The sequence below is a fragment of the Agathobaculum ammoniilyticum genome, from assembly GCF_025567315.1.
Lineage (GTDB): Bacteria > Bacillota > Clostridia > Oscillospirales > Butyricicoccaceae > Agathobaculum > Agathobaculum ammoniilyticum.
Map to the genome: position 1 here is coordinate 382,236 of NZ_JAOQJE010000001.1, position 15,319 is coordinate 397,554.

Below are 15,319 nucleotides of genomic sequence, written 5' to 3' on the forward strand. Positions count from 1 at the left end.
GCTTTTCCTTATTTCTTTTCCTCGAAGATTTCGCTGGTGCCGGAAAGCCGGTCATGCAGCATACGCCTGCTCGGCGTATACATGCCCAGCATGATCGAAACGATCGTCACCGCCACCATCACGATCCGCAACGCGTTCGCGGCGCTGTCGCCCGCCGCGCGGGCGATCAGTTCCCGCAGCAGTTGACTGGGGAACGCGATCGCGCCCTCCACCAGCAAAATTCCGACGATCTGCCGCAGGGCGAGCGCGCCCGCCCCCACTCTACCCGCACCCTCTGCGCGAACAATGCGCAGGCGGAACAGCCGTTTTCCCGGCGTCCGTCCATCCCAGAGGAGCGGGATCAGCCAATAATACAACATGCCCAGCAGGAGCGCGACCGTTCCCCAAAGCCAGCCGGCAGCGCCGTCTGGGATAGAGGTGTCGATTGCTGTGGAGCCGGTACGCATGGAATTGACGAGCAGGAGCGGCGCGCCGCATGCCATCGTCGCCAGATACCAGTCCACCGCGTAAGCGGCCAGCCGCCGAAACGGCCCGACTGCATTGGTTTTCATGCAAACGCCTCCCCGCAAACCTGTTCCAGCGCTTCCCCTACTGTTTTCACCGTCCATGAGGCAGCCCGCCGGACGCATTCCTCCGCGCGGGACATGGCAAAGCCGCGGAAGCGGGACAGCATCTCCATATCGTTCCGTCCGTCCCCCGCTGTATAAACCCGCCCGGACGCAACCCCGAAATGCGCGGCAACCGCCGCAACAGCCGGCGCTTTGCCTACGCCCTTCGGCACCACATCCACATATTCGCAGTTCGGCCAGGCGGACAGGCCGAACCTGTGTAGCTCATCCGCCAGCGCGACCGCTGCGCGGCCGTCCTGTGTGCGGCAGCTAATCTGATAGACCGCCGCCAGCTCCTCCGCACACCGGCGCATGGCGTACATCCGCCCGATCGCATCTATGTAAGCCTGCTCCCCTGCGGACACCTCTGCGGTGCGCACTTTGCCGCTGCGGAACATATACGCTTCTTCCCTGCTGAGCATCGTGAAGAACAGACACCGCGCCCGCAGCAGAGGCAAAGCTTTCTCCCAGCCGGAAAGCAGCTTTTCTTGCAGGCAGTCCGCGCCCGCCTCTATCCGCGCGCCGTTCATCAGGATGAGGAAATCACAGGCCAACCCATGCTGGGAAAGCTCGTCTTTCAGGGTTCCCGGGTCCCGCCCGCTACATACGCCGAAGCGTCCGCCTTTTTGACGGAACCGGCTGACCGCAGCCAAGGTCTGCGCGTCGATCTCCTGTCCATGGGACAGAGTACCGTCAAAATCGCTGGCAAACAGCACCGCGTGCATCTTATCCCCCGATCTCTTCGGCCGGCGCAGCCTGTTCTTCCTTCAGATACTGCTTATCCAGCGCCGTAATGAACGGGTAATAGATCAGACCGCCGATCAGCAGCACCACCAACTGCAGCACGCCGCCGCGCCAGTCGTTGCACATCATCCAGCCTCCGAACGGCGCGGGCAGCGTCCACGGCACGGTCACGCCCGTCGGATACGGCACCAGGCCGAAATACATGGCGCAGAAGGAAATCAGCACAGTGACAGGCGGCACAATGAAAAACGGGAGGGCCATCATCGGGTTGAGTACCATCGGCAGACCAAAGATAACCGGCTCGTTGACGTTAAAGATGCCCGGCAGCAAGCTGAGCTTGCCCAACGACTTGATGCGCTTGGAGCGGCATTTGAACGCCATGATCGCCGCCAGCGACACCGTGTTGCCCGTGCCGCCTAGGAAGATGATGTGGTTGGCGAAATCCTGCGTCACGATATACTGGCGCGCCGCAGTAACAGAAGCCTGAAACATATCAAAGTTGGCAAAACGCGCCGCATACCACAGCGGTCCCATGAACGAGTCGATGACCGCCGTGCCATGGATGCCGAAAAACCACAGGATAGAGTTCAGTATGGTGATAAACAGCGTGCCAATCAGCGTCGTACCGATATCGGTCAGCGGCATCTGGATCATGGTCACGATGAAGTTCGTCACAGTGCCGAACGGTGTCGCTGCAAAGACCAGGCGGATAAACAGGAACAGGACAACGATCACCGTTGCCGGAATAAGCGCCTCAAACTGCCGGGACACAAAGCTCGGCACCGTGGAGGGCATCTTAATTTTCACATTCTTTTTCAGCAGCACCGCATACAGCTTGGTCGCCAGCAACGCGGTGAGCATGGCGGTAAACAGCCCGCCCGATTCAAAGCTCGACGCGGCATAGCCGCCCTCCTCCATTTGCTGCAGCAGCAGGAAGTAGGCCGAGATCGAGATCGCGACTGCGGGCAGCGGCTCGACCTCCTCCTCCGACGCGAGGCTGTGCGATACGCCGACCACCGCAAACAGGGCTACCAGGCCCATCGTCGCCGGATTGACCATATCCCAGCACCAGGAATACCATACGTCACCCACGATAGAGGCCATGAAATCATGGAAAGCCTGCACTGGGAAGTCGCCGATGACAACGGCGATCGATCCAATAATCAACAGCGGCATGGAAAGCATCAGGCCGTCGCGCAGCGCGACCAGATACTTATTGCTGGAGAGCTTCTGCGACAGCGGCATCAGATGCGTCTCCATAAATCCCGTCATTTTACTCATTTTTGTTCCCCCTCGGTTTTCTGGTTTATATCTATTTCAAAACAGGGAAATGCTCCCCGTTGACCGCGATATATTCGTCCAAAATCCTGCGCGCCAAGTCGGTATCCACCACCGTGCGGTTGACGACAAGCGCCTGTAACGCCTTTTGGTAAGAGCCTTCGAGCGCCGCGTCCACCGTCAGCTTTTCATAGGCGTACTGCCCTTCCAGCAGGCCCTTTTCGAAAGTCCCTGCAGGCTGTATCCGCAGCGGCTCGCCGCCCCGCGCCCCCACGCGGCAGGCGACCTCCAACATCATCCCATCCGACAGGTTGGGGACAATGCCGTTGTTCTCAACCATCAGCAGGAATACTTCGTTTTGGTTATAGGCAATGCTCATTGCCAGTTCCACAATGTAGGTCGCATGCGCGTCATTGTGCGCGATCGTCGCGGATTCAAATTCGCCGTCTGCATTTTTATGCGAACCCGCGCTGTATTTCCGATCCAGGTCAAATTTTGTACCGCGTATCTTCCCCAGGGACATAATCTCGTCACAGTACGCCTTTACGCGCTTTTCCCGCCCGTCAATAACGGTGTTCGCACGGGTATAATTGGGATCGGTATGCGAAACCATGGTCTGCGGGTACAAATAGTATTGCAGATAGGTATTCGGCAGGGAGTGCGGAAAATCCTGCACCATTTTTTCCAGATGCTTGAACGTGAAATTCCAGTAGGCGTCGTTTTTGCCGGAAAAGCCAAGCTCATCGTCGCAGTTGCCGCGCTTGAGCTTTTCCAGTATCTCCGGCAGTACATCCTCGCCCGTTTTTTTATCATACATAGCGGTAAACCAGCCGAAATGGTTAAGCCCATAATAACGCGGTTCCACATCGGTCCGCTTGCGCCCGCCGGCCAGCGGACAAAAAATATCCATGATCGAGATCGGCATATCGCAAATGTTGATCAGGCGGAAATCATCCGGAAAAACGCGCTTGGTCGCCTCCGCGACAATAGCGGCCGGATTGGAGTAATTGAGGATCCATGCCTCCGGCGACCAGCGGCGGATCGCACGCACCAGCTCGATCATCGCAGGGACCGAGCGCATCCCGTAGGCAAAACCGCCGGGGCCGCAGGTCTCCTGGCCGATCACGCCGTATTTCAGCGGGATTTTCTCATCCATTTCGCGCATTTTCAAGCCGCCCGGCCGAATCTGCACAAGCGCAAAGTCAATATCCGTAAACGCGGTTTCCTCATCTGTTGTATAGACGAATTCAGCCTCCGGATAGTATTCGCGGTAAAGTATTTCGCCAAAACGGCCGATATGCTCCTGCCTTTCCGCGTCGTTGTCATACAGCACGACCCGGCGAAGCGGAAAATGCTCCCGCACCAGACAAAGCATCTCCAGCATATCCGGCGTATAGGTGCTGCCGCCGCCTGCGATCACAATCGAAAATTGCTTCATGACAGCCACTCCTCCTTTTATATCCTTATATTAGGGCACAAAAAGCCCGTATTCCTTTCATGTCTTTAAGCATAAAGAATACGGGCTTTTTTTCAAGCATTTCAAATGAATAAAAAATTTGTCAACTGTATAAAAAACATGTTTCCGATTTTTCCGCCGCGGTTGCAGCCCGCGTTCCCGCCTGTTAAAATAGAAATAGCAGTCATATCGGTCAGCTTTCCTGCTGCAGCCGATCCACCAGACGGGACAGGATATATTCGAACAGGATGATCGTCCGCCCGATAAAGAAATCAGGAACGTTATACGCTACCGACCCTCCGGTCCGTATCACCAGGCAGTTGTCGCTCATGCGTCCCAGCGTGGAATCCCCATGCGCCGTGATGGTATACAGCTTGTGCCGCAAGGTCTGCGCATGCAGGGCTACGTCCACCAGGTCGCGCGTTTCCCCGCTCTTAGACAGAATCAGCGTCAGGCTGGGCTGGTCTCCGCCCCGCATCATATCAACCGGCGCGCCGTCGTACGCAAGAATGCCCAGTGTCGCCAGCCGACGCATAAAGTATGACGAGGCGATCGTTGAAAAGCCAAGCCCCACGATAAAAATGCAGTTGTCCCGACACCGCAGAATCTCATTTGCAAAGGCTTCAATGCGCGCTTCATCCACGGTTTCCAAAATGCTTGTCAGGTCGATTCCGGCCGCGGCATTCCGCTCCTCCTCCGCATGACGGCGGAGCGAATAGATCATATCGCTGTAGCCTTGGTATCCCAGCTTTTTGGAAAGCTTGATAACCGTGGTCGTGGACACATAGGACTGCTGCGCGACCGAACGGATATTGATTTTCGTATCATGTTCCACCGCGTCAAGTATCTGCTCCAGCACCCTATGCTCAGTTTCGTTGAGCAAATGCCGTTTGGACAGATCGATCAAATTCACCAACAGCACCCCCATTTCATTATTCTGCTGTTCTTATCAGTATAACATATTGTGTCGAAAAATAACAGAGGAGGCTTTTCATTTATGAACGTATTACTGCTTTGCTCGCAGGGCATGTCGACCGGCATGCTATGCGACCGGATTGCGGCCGCTGCCAAGGAGGATGGCTGCGAAATGACCGTATGGGCCGCCAGCGAAATCAAGGCGCGCGAGCATGTCGGCAAGGCCGACATCATCCTGCTCGGGCCGCAGGTCCGCTATCTCAAGAGCCGCATCGAGGAAATGGCGGAGGGCAAGCCGGTCGAGGTCATCGATATGATGGCTTACGGCACGATGGACGGCAAAAAAGTTTATAACGATATCAAAAAGCACATGGGAGACAAGTAAATGGCAATTACACAGGAGCAGCTTGAGCAGGCCTGTTTCCAGCTCATCTCATTCAGCGGCGCGGCGAAAAGCGATTTCCTCGAAGCGGTTGAGTACGCAAAAAGCGGCGATTTCCCCCAGGCTGAGGCCGCTGTCGAACGGGGAAACGAAGAATACCTGCAGGCGCACAACGCCCATTTTGATCTGATCCAGGAAGAGGTCAACAGCGAAAACGGCCTGCTGACCCGTCTGACGCTGGTCCACGCAGAGGATCAACTTGCCATGGCGGAATCCACTCGCATCCTTGCCGAGCAGTTGATCGAACTGTACCGGCGCCTGCAGAAATAAGGCCCACCCGTTAAACAGAAAAGCAGCCTTTCCACACAAACAAGTGCGGAAAGGCTGCTTTTTATTTTCGCCTGCAAAAACTTGAAAAATTTCCTTGACAATTATCCGAAATCGGACTACAATAACAAACAGTCCGGTTTCGGACATGAAAGGAGCTTGCCCTATGGACTCGATTTCTTATCCGGAATTCAGCCGAATCTATAATGGCCTGCAAAAGGAAAGCAACCAGCTTTACCGTCTGCTTTCCAAGCATTACGGTATTTCCGACAGTGAGTGCTGGATCCTTTATGTGCTGCGGGAAGAGGGCCGCCCCCTTACCCAGACCGAGTTATGTAATACCCTCTATCTCAGCAAGCAGACCGTCAACTCCGCGCTCAAATCTCTGGAAGCGGATGGTTATATCCGTCTGGAATGTGCGTCCGGCAACCGCCGGAGCAAAAATATCCACTTGACCGAAGCCGGTCTTGCGCTTGCCATGCGCACGGTCGATAATGTGTTCAAGATGGAGGAACGGGCTTTTCTTCGTCTTTCGGCATCAGAGCGCGCCGCGATCCTTTCCCTTGGGCAAAAACACCTGAACCTGCTGCGCGAGGAGGCATGCAGGCTTTTATCCGGAAAATCTTTTGGAGGATAACTTTTATGCAAATCAGACTTTCCGATCACTTCAGTTACCGAAAGCTGCTGCGCTTCACCCTTCCATCCATCGTCATGATGATCGTCGCTTCCATTTACAGCGTGGTCGACGGGCTCTTTGTCTCCAATCTTGTAGGGGATCTGGCGCTTTCAGCGGTCAATATTATTTTCCCCGCCACCATGATCATCGGCGCGGCCGGATTCATGCTCGGCACGGGCGGCAGCGCGATCGTCGCGCGCACGCTGGGCGAGGGCGACCATGAGCTGGCCAACCGCTATTTCTCCATGATTATTTACAGCGTAATCATCTTAGGCGTAATCCTGTCCGTCGCCTGCGCGATTTTTATTGAGCCGATCGCGAGGCTGTCCGGCGCCAGCGACCTGCTGATGGACGATTGTATTGCATACGGCCGCATCATGATGCTCGGCAGTGCAGCGTTTATGCTGCAGGTTTCGTTCCAAAGCTTTTTGGTCGTTGCGGAAAAGCCGCACATGGGGCTTGTGCTGTCCATCTCGGCCGGCCTGACCAACATGGTGCTCGACTATGTGTTTATCGCCGTTTTTGAGATGGGCGTTGTAGGCGCGGCGCTGGCCACGGTGGCAGGATACTGTGTCGGCGGTCTGATCCCGCTGGTCTACTTTTTCCGTGCGTCTCCCGACCGTCTGTGTCTGTCCAAAACGCAGTTTTATCCCAAGGAGTTCCTACACACCTGCACCAACGGCTCCTCCGAGCTGATGAGCAATATCTCCGCCTCCATCGTGGGTATCCTGTTCAATATCCAGCTCATGCGGATCATCGGCGAGGCGGGCGTAGCGGCGCATTCGGTCATGATGTATGTGGATTTCGTCTTTATTGCTGCGTTCCTCGGCTTTTCGGTCGGCAGCGCGCCAATCGTCAGCTATCATTACGGCGCTGCCAACCACAGCGAGCTGAAAAATGTTTTCCGCAAAAGCATCACCATCATCGCGGTCACCTCGGTCGTCATGGTGCTGATTTCCGAACTGCTCAGCCGCCCCCTGTCCTTTGCCTTTGTGGGGTACGACGCCGACCTGCTTGATATGACGGTACATGGCTTCCGCTTGTTTGCACTCTGTTACTTTTTCTGCGGCATCAACATCTACGCCTCCGCGTTTTTTACCGCGCTCTCCAACGGCATCATTTCCGCATTTATCTCGTTCATGCGCTCCCTGGTGCTGCGCGGCGGCTTGGTTCTTCTCATGCCGATCTGGCTCGGCCTGGACGGCGTATGGACCTCGGTCATCGCCGCTGAGGCGCTCGGCGCCTGCATTGCCGTGTGCTTTTTCATGATGCAGCGGCACAAATACCATTACCTGTAAGGCAGCATTTCCATACAGCAGAACAGAGGGGACGAAAGTCCCCTCTGTTCTGCTTCTTCATGGTAATATGCGCCCATATGTCCGTTCACACCAGAATTTCAAATATCCCCAGCCCGACCATCAGCAGATTAGCCACGGGTTCGGCTAACCATCCGATTGTGCCGCCTTCCCGCAGGCCGCCGATCCAATTCCCGCCGAAAAAGAACAGCAGGCTGCATAAAAAGGCGCAGGCCGCCGTTGGAACGAGCCGCATGCCGGTAATGCTGGCGCCCACGCCAAGCCCAATGTTGTTTACCGCCAGCGCCGCGCCCAAAAGCAGGGTGCTTTTCAGCGTCAATGCACGCGGAACACGCTCCCTGCCATCCTTTCCCTTTTGGGAAAACCAGGGCCGCAGTAGGCTGAACAGTCCGATGCCCATGATAATACCGCCACCCAATACATTTTCAAACCGGTCAGGCAGCACCGGCAGGAGCATCCGCCCTAAAATCATGGAGCAGACTGTCCCCGCGAGTGACAGCAGAGCCACCACAAGATTGGATTTCCAGTCGACCTTTATTTTCCGCAACCCATAGGATAACCCCACGACCAGGCTGTCCGCGCTTGCCGCTGCGGAAAAAGCCAAAACCGAAAGCATCTGTATCCGCACAAAAACACCCTTTCCCGAAAAACGCAATACGCTTCCGTAAGGCATTTTATTGCGGAACGAACCGATCGGTTCCTTCCTCACTTTTTCCGGATAAACTCCTTAGGATTGCGCCCAAATTCCCGTTTGAACGCCTTGATAAAATTGGAGTAATCGTTAAACCCGCACTGCATGCAGGCGGTCATGACCGGCACCCCCTCGCACAGCATGTTGCGCGCAACCGTCAGGCGCTTCTTTATAATGAATTGATAGAGCGTCAGCCCCGTATAGAGCTTAAATTGATGCGCCAGATAGGATTTGCTGATAAAAAACACGTCCGCCAAACGGTCAAGTGTCAAATTATCCGAAAAATAATCGTTAATATAGGCCACGACCTCGTTTATTTTTTCATTTTCCGTGACATCCTTTCGAATAGCGTCCGGCGTGGCAAAATAGGCGCGATTGAGGTAAACCAGAAATTCCAGCAGGTAGATTGCCGAAAGCGTGCCGCTTCCGAACTCCTCCTCGTCCCGACTGTGCAGCATTTTTTCGCAGATCCCTTTCAGCCGCGAAAGCACATTGCTCTCCGGCCGGATCAGCTTGTACTTTTTCTGGCTCGCATCCGTAAAGCAAGCGGTCAGGTCCGCGCCTTTCCCCGCAGTCTGCGCCAGGAAATCCGGATGGATCCAGATCACAAAGCGTTCATACGGCCTGCCTTTTCGAATGTCCGGCTTGTGAATATCCCGATTATCCGTGAGCAGGATATCCCCCGGCCGCAGCTGATAGGTGCGGCCTTCGATGCTGTAGGACACCTCGCCGGACAGGAAAAAGAAAATCTCATAGAACGCATGCTCATGGAAATCCACCTCGGGAGGAACAACGTCCAGATAGTGATAGCATTCAAAATCCGTCCGCTCCATCGTTTGTCTTTGAGTAAAAATATCTTTATGCAAATCCAACAATTTCTCCTCCCCTCTTTTGTATGTGTTTATATTATATAGCAATATTCACCATATTTCAAGCAGGATATCCCGAGAATCGACTTTTGCAAAACGGTATAATAAGAGTACAAAAAGAGGGAAAAAGAAATCATTTCCCCGATATTATATTCAGAAAGAGAGGTTTTACAGATGCAAGGTTTCATTCACGACGATTTCCTCCTGACCACAGAGCCCGCACGCAGGCTGTATCACGAGCATGCGGAGCGCATGCCGATTTTCGATTATCACTGCCACCTCAGCCCGGCAGAGATCTACGAAAACAAGCAGTTCTCGGATATCGGCGAGGCCTGGCTTGCGGGGGACCACTACAAGTGGCGTGTCCTGCGCGCAAACGCCGTGCCGGAGAAATACGTCACCGGAAACGCCAGCTATCGGGACAAGTTCGACCGCTTCGCTGCGATTATGCCCTGCCTCATTGGGAACCCCATTTATCACTGGTCCCATCTGGAGCTCAAGCGCTTCTTCGGCATTGACGAGCTGCTGAGCAGCCAAACCGCCGATTCGGTGTGGGAGCGCGCGAACAGCAAGCTGAAAAGTCCGGATGGCGCGGCACGGTCCCTGATCTCTGAAAGTAATGTACGCGCCCTTTGTACGACGGACGATCCGGTTGATGACCTGCGCTACCATCGTCTGCTGGCGGAGGACAACAGCTTTACAACCAAGGTGCTGCCTACCTTCCGTCCGGAAAAAGCGCTGGATATCCTTTCCGCTGGCTATCCCGCCTATCTGCAGAAGCTGGGCGCCGCGTCCGGAATTTACGTCCGCACGCTTGACGACGTCAAGCAGGCGCTGGCCGCCCGTGTAGAGTATTTTGCCTCATGCGGCTGCCGCCTATCCGACCATTCGTTCGGCGCGCCCGATTTCACCGTCTGGGATGAAGGCGCGGCGGAGGAGGCCATGTCCAAGGCGCTGGCCGGCGAGCAGCTGCTCGATTACGAGGTCGCGGCCTATCAGTCGGCTATCATGGACTTCCTGGGCGGCCTGTATGCGGACAAGGGCTTTGCTATGCAGCTCCATATCGGCGCGATCCGCAATCTGAACACGCAGCGCTTCCGCTCGATCGGCGTGGATATCGGCTGCGACTCGATTGGCGATACCATCCCCGCCGCTTCGCTCGCCGCCCTACTCGACCGTATGGCGGTACGCGGCAAGCTGCCCCGCACCATCCTCTACACGCTCAACGCAGCGGACAACGACAAGCTCATTGCCGCAGCGGGCTGCTTCCAGGACGAAAGCACGGCGGGCAAAATCCAGTTCGGTTCCGCCTGGTGGTTCAACGATCATTTCGACGGTATGACCGCCCAACTCAAGAGCCTAGCCAATATTGGCGTGCTCAGCCGCTTTGTCGGCATGCTCACGGACAGCCGTTCGTTCCTTTCCTATCCGCGCCACGAATATTTCCGCCGCGTGCTGTGCGAGCTGGTCGGCGGATGGATTGCCTCCGGCATGGCGCCCGCGGATTACGACGGTATCGGCAAAATCATTGAGGATATCTGCTTCAATAATATCTGGCAGTATATCGGGCTGGAATAAGTGCATTATCTTGCGGCAACTGAAAGAATAAAAGGGAGACGCTTATGAAAAAAAGATTTCGTGCGGCGGCGCTGGCATTGTCTGCAACGCTGATGCTCGGCGCGCTCGCAGGCTGCGGTAACAGTTCGGCCGCAGACCAGCGGGAAATCATCCGAATTGGTCACAACCAATCCACCAACCATCCGACGCATCTTGCGCTTGTTGCTTTTGAGGAGTTCATCGAAAGCAAGCTCGGCGACAAGTATGACGTCGAGGTTTTCCCCAGCGAGCTGCTCGGCTCGCAGAACGAAATGGTGCAGTTGACCCAGACGGGCGCCATCAACTTCTGTGTGGCCAGCAATTCCTTGCTGGAAACCTTCAGCGATAACTACACACTGTTCAACCTACCTTACCTGTTCGCCTCCAGCGAAGCGTACCACGCCTCTATGGACGACGAAGCCATTACCGGCCCGATTTTCGAATCCACCAAACAGGCGGGCTTTGAGGCCGTGACCTGGCTGGATGCGGGTACGCGCAACTTCTATACGGTCGATAAGCCGATCGAGACCCCCGCCGACCTGAAAGGCCTGAAGATCCGCGTGCAGCAATCCCCCACCAACGTGCAGATGATGAGCCTGCTGGGTGGCTCCGCCACCCCGATGGGCTTCGGCGATGTTTACACCGCGCTCCAGTCCAAGATCATCGACGGGGCGGAAAATAACGAAATGGCCCTGACCGACAACGGTCACGGCGACGTGTGCAAATATTATTCCTACGACATGCACCAGATGATACCGGATATCCTGATCGGCAATATCGCATTCCTTGACGGGCTGAGCGAGGAGGAGCGCGCGGTCTTCGACGAGGGCTTCGAGCTGGTCAACCAGGTTCAGCGGGAAGAGTGGGTAACCGCGGTCGAAAACGCTAAGGACCGCGCGGAAAACGAGCAGGGTGTCCATTTCATCTATCCCGACACGGCGCCATTCCAGGTGGCCTGCGCGCCGATGCACGACGCCATGCTCGAGCAATACCCTGACCTGAAGCCTATTTATGACGCAATACAGGCTTATAACAAGCAGTACCCGTCGACTGAGTCCTGAGGGAGGTGTCAGAAAAATGAAAGCGCTGAGAAATGTACTCACCAAACTGCTCAATGTGCTTGCCGGCGTAAGCTTTATCGCAATGGTCGTCCTGACCTGCTGGCAGGTCTTCACCCGCTATGTGCTGCAGGATCCCTCTCCCTGGTCTGAGGAGCTGGTTTCCTACCTGTTTGCTTGGGCCAGCCTTTTGGGCGCGTCCCTAATTACGGGCGAGCGCGGCCATATGAATATCCCGATCGTCGTAGAGCGCGTGGGCGCGGGCATGCAGAAAACGCTCGGTATCCTCGGCGAGCTGGTCGCCTTTGCTTTCTCCGCCATCATTCTGGTTTATGGCGGCGTGCAGATCTCCCAGCTTGCCTTGGGACAGATGACCTCGTCGCTCGGCATCGCTGTCGGCGTATTCTATGTCGTGCTTCCCCTTTGCGGCGTGTTGAACATGATCTATACCGTGTTGAATATTGCCGATATCTGCAAAAACGGCACAGAAACAAAACAGGAGGGGGCATAAACTATGGCTATTGAATCCTTGCTGATTATCATCGGCGTGCTGGCAGTACTGCTAATCGTCGGCGTACCGATCTCGTATTCCATTGGTATCGCGTCCCTAGTCGCGATTTTGCAGACCGTTTCGCTTGACGTATCGGTCGTTACCGGCGCACAGCGTATCTTTGTCGGCATGAGTAAATTCAGCCTGACCGCAATTCCTTTCTTTATCCTCGCCGGCAACCTGATGAACCAGGGCGGCATCGCTAAACGCCTGGTGGATTTTGTTATGGCGATACTGGGCAAGCTACCCGGCGCGTTGCTCGTGACCAATATCGGCGCCAACGCGCTGTTCGGCGCGATCTCGGGTTCCGCTTCCGCGGCGGCCGCTGCGGTCGGCAGCATGGTGGAAAAAGGCGAAGAGGAGCAGGGCTACGACAAGGCGCTCTGCGCCGCCACGAACGGCGCTTCCGCCCCGTCCGGCCTTTTGATTCCCCCGTCCAACGCACTGATTACCTATTCTCTTGCCGCGGGCGGCACCTCTGTAGCCGCTCTGTTCCTGGCGGGCTATATCCCCGGCATCATTTGGGCGCTCTGCTGTATGGTTGTTGCCGTAATCATCGCTACCAAAAAAGGTTATAAAGGCATCCCAGGAAAATTTGACTGGAAAAACCTTGGCGTTGCGACATTACGCGCCATTCCTTCGCTTTCTCTGATCGTTGTTGTCATCGGCGGTATCGTCGGCGGCATCTTCACCGCAACCGAAGGCTCGGCCATCGCGGTCGTCTACGCACTGATCCTGGGCATCTGTTACCGCAACATCACCTTAAAATCCTTCTGGAACATTGTTGTGGACAGTGCGAAAATGAGCGGCATGGTCGTCTTCCTGATCGGCGTATCCAACATTCTCGGCTGGGTCATGGCATTCACCCAGATCCCGCAGGCAATCTCCGAGGCCCTGCTCGGCCTGACGCAGAACCCCATCATCATCCTGCTGATCATGAACGTCATCCTGCTCATTGCCGGTACGTTCATGGACGTTACGCCGGCGATCCTGATTTTCACGCCGCTGTTCCTGCCGGTTGTCAAGACCTTTGGTATGGATCCTGTACAGTTCGGCCTGATTTTGGTCTACAACCTGTGCATCGGCAATATCACTCCGCCAGTCGGCAACACGCTTTTCGTCGCAATCAAGGTAGGACGATCGACGCTATCCGGCGTCATGCCCTATATGCTATGGTATTACGTCGCTATTTTGGTCGGCCTGTTGCTGGTCACTTATGTTCCTTTCATCAGTTTGGGACTGCCTATGGCCGCCGGCTTGCTATAAACGGAAAAAAACAGAAAACCGCGGAAAACCGTGGTTTTCTGTTTTTTATTTTATACCTCCGAGAGCTTTTCCAAAAGCTCGGACTGGATGCGCAGCCGGATATCGATTATCTCGCCGCGCTTTTCCTGGGAGAGTTCCTCGCCGCCTGCTGCCGTTCCATCGGCGGCAGACGCCTCCGCACTGCCCCGTGTTTTTCCCGTTCCTGTGTTCAGGCGACGCTCGGAGAGCTGCGCGATTTCGCTTACCGGCAGCATATCCTTCCGCCTGCCGCGTCGGTCAAGCAAGCCTTTTGGACCCTCGGCCTCAAACTTCCGCAGCCATCCATAAATCTGATAATAGGAAACATGGTATTCTTTTATTGTCAGTGCATAGTCTTTTCCATGCGCGATGCAGTAGCTTACAATTTCTATCCGCTCTTCCAACGTGGTTTTTCTTCCCTTTTCCATACGACCACCCTTTCGACTTAGCTTTTCTTCTTAATACAGATAGTTGCACGCAGCCGCACAAAAGAGGGGCTGATTCCACAAACGCCGTCTTAACACCGGCAGCCGCTTCTCTAATATTCCGAACAGACTGCGGATATCCGCTTCCTGACACAACACTGGTTTGAAGTATGCGGCCGCATTTGCACCGCTCTATCCAGTTGCAAAAAATGAGCAGGACCTCAAGGTGGGAGGGCCTGCTCATTCTATCAGGAAAGGCGGCGCACCCTCCCCAATCATCTAAACTGCTGCGAATAAATAGAAACCGCAAAGGGGTTCTATGACAGACTCCACCGCTTATCCCAGCGGTACAAAAATAGCATCAATAAAACAGCAAGTCAAGCGACCTTAAGGAAATTGGCAGGTTAGCCGCATTTCTATACGGTATCTTAACGACCGTTTTTCCCTCTTTTTTCATCGCGCTGTGAAAGAGTAAACGCCTTCCCTTTCCTGCAAGCACCACTTGGCTGCCCAACCTTTTACAGTTTTGCGCAAACAAACAAATTTTTTTTATCGCAGATCACCAATTACGTGCAATATATCACTAAATAAACAAAAAAAATTTATATATTTATACAAATTGCATAAAACACCTTGACAAATAATTCTCCTCATAATAAAATAATCTCAGAAAAAACGAAGGAGGAGGGTGAAAGATGAAAAAGGAGATAAATACGGAACGGGCGCCGGCGGCGATCGGGCCGTATGCACAGGCGGTAGCGGTGGATGGGCTGGTGATCACATCGGGCCAGCTGCCGATCGACCCGTCGACAGGAAGCTTTCCGGAAGGGATCGCAGAGCAGACGAGACAGTCTCTGACGAACGTCAAGGCGATACTTGCGGAAGCGGGGGTCGGGATGGACCGCGTGATTAAGACCACGGTGTTCCTGAGCGACATGAACAACTTCGGTGCCATGAACGAGGTATACGCCACCTTCTTTGGTGAAGGCGGTTACCCAGCCCGTTCGGCGGTCGAGGTGGCGCGCCTGCCGAAGGACGCCCTGGTAGAGATCGAAGTCATCGCGGCCCTGTAAGCGTTTTCCCCCTGTTCCCCTTGTAAGGTACTGTCCGCCAGTCGCGACGCCGGAGACGCAGGCCGGCATAC

The 15,319-nt window shown here is 55.0% G+C and carries 17 protein-coding genes; 9 read left to right on the forward strand and 8 right to left on the reverse strand.

Going from position 1 to position 15,319, the window contains the following annotated elements:
* Positions 1 to 8: 8 nt before the first annotated feature.
* From OCV66_RS01910 to OCV66_RS01930, 5 genes are all read right to left on the reverse strand, one after another.
* Positions 9 to 551 (reverse strand): RDD family protein, encoded by a 543-nt coding sequence (locus OCV66_RS01910; protein WP_054326052.1) that lies wholly within the window; start codon positions 549 to 551, stop codon positions 9 to 11.
* A complete protein-coding gene (locus tag OCV66_RS01915) occupies positions 548 to 1,333 on the reverse strand; it encodes an HAD family hydrolase (protein ID WP_147573715.1) in 786 nt (261 codons plus the stop codon). Before OCV66_RS01915 ends, OCV66_RS01910 begins: the two co-directional genes overlap by 4 nt.
* Before the next feature lies 1 nt (position 1,334).
* Positions 1,335 to 2,633: a PTS sugar transporter subunit IIC gene (locus OCV66_RS01920; RefSeq protein WP_107630575.1), complete on the reverse strand. Its 1,299-nt coding sequence runs from the start codon at positions 2,631 to 2,633 to the stop codon at positions 1,335 to 1,337.
* Between the two features lie 31 nt (positions 2,634 to 2,664).
* Positions 2,665 to 4,068: a family 4 glycosyl hydrolase gene (locus OCV66_RS01925; protein ID WP_054326054.1), complete on the reverse strand. Its 1,404-nt coding sequence runs from the start codon at positions 4,066 to 4,068 to the stop codon at positions 2,665 to 2,667.
* A 211-nt stretch (positions 4,069 to 4,279) separates the two neighbouring features.
* A complete protein-coding gene (locus OCV66_RS01930) occupies positions 4,280 to 4,999 on the reverse strand; it encodes a MurR/RpiR family transcriptional regulator (RefSeq protein ID WP_159068025.1) in 720 nt (239 codons plus the stop codon).
* An 84-nt stretch (positions 5,000 to 5,083) separates the two neighbouring features.
* Here OCV66_RS01930 and OCV66_RS01935 point away from each other — a divergent pair, with 84 nt between their 5' ends.
* From OCV66_RS01935 to OCV66_RS01950, 4 genes are all read left to right on the forward strand, one after another.
* Complete coding sequence (locus OCV66_RS01935) at positions 5,084 to 5,386, forward strand: PTS sugar transporter subunit IIB (protein WP_054326056.1); 303 nt, start codon at positions 5,084 to 5,086, stop codon at positions 5,384 to 5,386.
* Positions 5,387 to 5,713: a PTS lactose/cellobiose transporter subunit IIA gene (locus OCV66_RS01940; protein ID WP_054326057.1), complete on the forward strand. Its 327-nt coding sequence runs from the start codon at positions 5,387 to 5,389 to the stop codon at positions 5,711 to 5,713.
* Between the two features lie 163 nt (positions 5,714 to 5,876).
* Positions 5,877 to 6,347: a MarR family winged helix-turn-helix transcriptional regulator gene (locus OCV66_RS01945; RefSeq protein ID WP_107630576.1), complete on the forward strand. Its 471-nt coding sequence runs from the start codon at positions 5,877 to 5,879 to the stop codon at positions 6,345 to 6,347.
* 5 nt (positions 6,348 to 6,352) lie between these two features.
* A complete protein-coding gene (locus OCV66_RS01950) occupies positions 6,353 to 7,684 on the forward strand; it encodes an MATE family efflux transporter (RefSeq protein ID WP_054326059.1) in 1,332 nt (443 codons plus the stop codon).
* An 85-nt stretch (positions 7,685 to 7,769) separates the two neighbouring features.
* On the opposite strand, the gene OCV66_RS01955 is transcribed toward OCV66_RS01950, so the two are convergent.
* Positions 7,770 to 8,411 carry a manganese efflux pump gene (locus OCV66_RS01955; RefSeq protein ID WP_054326060.1) on the reverse strand — a complete coding sequence of 214 codons (642 nt, stop codon included), beginning with the start codon at positions 8,409 to 8,411 and terminating at the stop codon, positions 7,770 to 7,772.
* Complete coding sequence (locus OCV66_RS01960) at positions 8,408 to 9,265, reverse strand: AraC family transcriptional regulator (protein WP_242977800.1); 858 nt, start codon at positions 9,263 to 9,265, stop codon at positions 8,408 to 8,410. Before OCV66_RS01960 ends, OCV66_RS01955 begins: the two co-directional genes overlap by 4 nt.
* 171 nt (positions 9,266 to 9,436) lie before the next feature.
* On the opposite strand from OCV66_RS01960, the gene uxaC reads away from it, so the two are divergent.
* The 4 genes from uxaC to OCV66_RS01980 are packed head-to-tail and all read left to right on the forward strand — an operon-like array spanning position 9,437 to position 13,732.
* Complete coding sequence (uxaC, locus tag OCV66_RS01965; protein WP_054326061.1) at positions 9,437 to 10,840, forward strand: glucuronate isomerase; 1,404 nt, start codon at positions 9,437 to 9,439, stop codon at positions 10,838 to 10,840.
* Between the two features lie 44 nt (positions 10,841 to 10,884).
* Positions 10,885 to 11,919, forward strand: coding sequence for a TRAP transporter substrate-binding protein (locus tag OCV66_RS01970; RefSeq protein ID WP_147573716.1), 1,035 nt, complete (start codon positions 10,885 to 10,887; stop codon positions 11,917 to 11,919).
* A gap of 16 nt (positions 11,920 to 11,935) precedes the next feature.
* A complete protein-coding gene (locus tag OCV66_RS01975; RefSeq protein ID WP_054326062.1) occupies positions 11,936 to 12,427 on the forward strand; it encodes a TRAP transporter small permease in 492 nt (163 codons plus the stop codon).
* A 3-nt stretch (positions 12,428 to 12,430) separates the two neighbouring features.
* Entirely contained in the window at positions 12,431 to 13,732 is a 1,302-nt protein-coding gene (locus OCV66_RS01980) for a TRAP transporter large permease (protein ID WP_054326063.1), read from the forward strand.
* A 50-nt stretch (positions 13,733 to 13,782) separates the two neighbouring features.
* Here OCV66_RS01980 and OCV66_RS01985 read toward each other — a convergent pair whose 3' ends face one another.
* Positions 13,783 to 14,178, reverse strand: coding sequence for a helix-turn-helix domain-containing protein (locus tag OCV66_RS01985; RefSeq protein WP_107630582.1), 396 nt, complete (start codon positions 14,176 to 14,178; stop codon positions 13,783 to 13,785).
* Positions 14,179 to 14,870: 692 nt separating this feature from the next.
* On the opposite strand from OCV66_RS01985, the gene OCV66_RS01990 reads away from it, so the two are divergent.
* The gene (locus OCV66_RS01990; protein ID WP_054328573.1) at positions 14,871 to 15,248 is read left to right on the forward strand and encodes a RidA family protein; all 378 of its coding nucleotides are present in this window, start codon (positions 14,871 to 14,873) and stop codon (positions 15,246 to 15,248) included.
* The last annotated feature ends 71 nt before the right edge of the window (positions 15,249 to 15,319 follow it).